Below are 2,797 nucleotides of genomic sequence, written 5' to 3'. Positions count from 1 at the left end.
TTGCCGGCATCGTGTGGCGCTTCGGCGGCCGCTTCTATAACTTCCGCGGACTGCGCGCTTTCAAGAGCAAGTTCCAGCCGCATTGGGAGCCGCGCTATCTCGCGGCGTCGGGTTCGGTGGGCGTGGTCTTCACGCTCGCGGACCTGTCATTGCTGGCAGGAGGCCGGCGTTCATGACTTTGCAATCGTTTTTCAGGCTCGCCGTCGTGGCGGGCCTCGTGGCTGGCGGCACCCTCGCAAACGCGGCGACGACCACCATTTCCGGCGGCCGCTACGGCAACGTCACGGTCACGCAGCCGGCCGGTCCGTTGCGCGGCTTCGTGGTGCTTTACTCGCAGGCGAGCGGCTGGAGCGCGGCCGATCAGCAAAGCGCCGACGCGCTGGCGAAGCAGGGCGCATTGACCGTCGGCGTGGATACCGCGCGCTATGCCGCGAAGCTCGCGACCGATCCCGTGCAGAAGAAAGAAGCCTGCCATCAACTCGTCGGCGATGCCGAAGCGTTGAGCCATCAACTCGAGCGGCAGTCGCTGTCGAACCATTACTTCGCGCCGATCGTCGCGGGCACGGGCCAGGGCGCGACGCTCGCGATGCAGGTGCTGGAGCAGGCGCCGTCGAACACGATCGCCGGGGCTGTCGTCGTGGATGCGGAGCACACGCTCGATCCGCGCTTCAAGCCGTGCCCGCCCGATTCGACGATCATTCGCGACAAGATTCCGGGCTTCGTCGAAAAGGCATCGACGGGCAACGCAGGCAATGCGGGCAACGCCGACCGCGCGCGTCTCGTCGCGCTGATCGCGCCGCATCTGCAAACCGTGTCGACGCATGACGAGGACGTCTCCGATCTGCCGCTCATCGAACTGCCCGCCGCGCATCCGAACGGCCTGATGGCCGTCGTCATTTCCGGCGACGGCGGCTGGCGCGATCTCGACAAGACCATCGCCCAGGCGTTGCAGAAAGACGGCGTGTCGGTGATCGGCATCGACAGTCTGCGCTACTTCTGGAGCGAGAAGCCGCCCGCGCAAACGAGCCGCGACCTCGCGCGCGTGATGCAAACCTACGGCGCGCGCTGGCATGCCGAGCACATTGCACTGATCGGCTATTCGTTCGGCGCGGACGTGATGCCGTTCGCGTATAACCGCTTGCCCGAGGCGTTGCGCGCGAAGGTGTCGCTGATCTCGCTGCTCGGCTTTGCGCCTGACGCGGATTTCCAGATTCGCGTCGGCGGCTGGCTCGGCATGCCCGCGAGCGACAAGGCGCTGAAAGTGCGCCCTGAACTGGCGCGTGTGCCGCCCGCGATCGTGCAATGCATCTACGGCCAGAACGAGGAGGACACGCTGTGTCCGACGCTGACGAAGACCGGCATCGAAGTGATTCGCACGTCGGGCGACCATCATTTCGGCGGCGATTACAACGCGCTCGAGCGGCGCATTCTGAGTTCGTTCAAGAAGCAGAGCGGCGTGCGGGATTGAGTGCGCTGATCGCGCGCTCGTTTCGCACGGCGTACTCGCGGCACACTTGCATTGACAAATCCCGACCAGTCAACGATGATCGTCGGCATGAACTGCCTCGACATCCGTATTGCGCTGATTATTAGCATCATTCATCGAATGGTGGGTTAGCGCGCGTCTGATAGCAGTCACACATAACCCGCCCCACGAGGCGGGTTTTTTTATGTCCGCTTGCTCCGCCTCCTGGTCGACTTTCGATGACACGTTCTTGCCGCACAGGAGCTTGCCTTGCCCTCACGCGAATCACAACCGCTCGATGAAGCCGTCGACCATGTCGCGCTTCGTCACGACTACCTGAAAAAAACCCTCACCGCGCGCGTCTACGACGTGGCCCGCGAGACCGAGCTCGAACGCGCGCCGCATCTGTCGGCGCGTCTGCGTAATCCCGTGTATCTGAAGCGCGAGGATAACCAGCCGGTGTTCTCGTTCAAGGTGCGCGGCGCGTACAACAAGATGGCGCATATGTCCGCCGACGCGCTCGCGCGCGGCGTAATCACCGCGTCGGCGGGCAATCATGCGCAGGGCGTCGCGCTGTCCGCGGCACGCATGGGCGTGAAGGCGATCATCGTGGTGCCGGTGACAACGCCGCAGGTTAAGGTCGATGCCGTGCGCGCGCATGGCGGGCCGACGGTCGAAGTCGTGCAGTTCGGCGAATCGTTCAGCGATGCGTACGGCCACGCGGTGCAGCTACAGAAAGAGCGCGACCTGACCTTCGTGCATCCGTTCGACGATCCATATGTGATCGCCGGCCAGGGTACGGTCGCGATGGAAATTCTGAGCCAGCATCAAGGCCCGATTCACGCGATCTTCGTGCCGATCGGCGGCGGCGGACTCGCAGCGGGTGTCGCGGCGTATGTGAAATCGGTGCGCCCGGAGATCAAGGTGATCGGCGTGCAGACCGACGATTCGTGCGCGATGGCGACATCACTGAAAGCGGGCGAACGTGTGACGTTGAACGAGGTTGGTCTGTTCTCCGATGGCACTGCCGTCAAGCTCGTCGGCGAAGAAACCTTCCGGCTGTGCAGCGAATATCTCGACGACGTGCTGCTGGTCAACACCGACGCACTCTGCGCCGCAATCAAGGATGTATTCCAGGACACACGCAGCGTGCTAGAACCCGCGGGCTCGCTCGCGGTCGCCGGAGCCAAGCAGTATGCCGAGCGCGAAGGCATCGAGAATCAGACGCTGATCGCGATCACGTCGGGCGCGAACATGAACTTCGACCGGATGCGTTTCGTCGCCGAGCGCGCCGAAGTCGGCGAGGCGCGCGAAGCCGTATTTGCCGTGACG

General features: G+C 64.0%; 3 protein-coding genes. All 3 read left to right on the top strand.

Going from position 1 to position 2,797, the window contains the following annotated elements; genetic code table 11:
* On the top strand, positions 1-176 hold a 176-nt coding region (locus tag BGRAMDRAFT_RS34250; protein ID WP_157140709.1), incomplete at its 5' end, for a phosphatidylglycerol lysyltransferase domain-containing protein.
* Positions 173-1,468, top strand: coding sequence for a virulence factor family protein (locus BGRAMDRAFT_RS33125; protein ID WP_006053302.1), 1,296 nt, complete (start codon positions 173-175; stop codon positions 1,466-1,468). The genes BGRAMDRAFT_RS34250 and BGRAMDRAFT_RS33125, both read left to right, overlap by 4 nt.
* A gap of 267 nt (positions 1,469-1,735) precedes the next feature.
* Positions 1,736-2,797, top strand: a 1,062-nt coding sequence (gene ilvA, locus BGRAMDRAFT_RS33120) for a threonine ammonia-lyase, biosynthetic (protein ID WP_044022089.1), incomplete at its 3' end; no start/stop codon positions are given.

It is taken from the genome of Paraburkholderia graminis C4D1M (assembly GCF_000172415.1).
GTDB classification, from domain to species: domain Bacteria; phylum Pseudomonadota; class Gammaproteobacteria; order Burkholderiales; family Burkholderiaceae; genus Paraburkholderia; species Paraburkholderia graminis.
The sequence above is the reverse complement of the archived record's forward strand: the minus strand, read 5'-3'. Positions and strand labels throughout refer to the sequence as shown.

What these genes read in the sequence shown, in the direction of transcription:
- BGRAMDRAFT_RS33125 (WP_006053302.1), top strand. Translation starts at nt 173, where the DNA reads ATGACTTTGCAATCGTTTTTCAGGCTCGCCGTCGTGGCGGGCCTCGTG.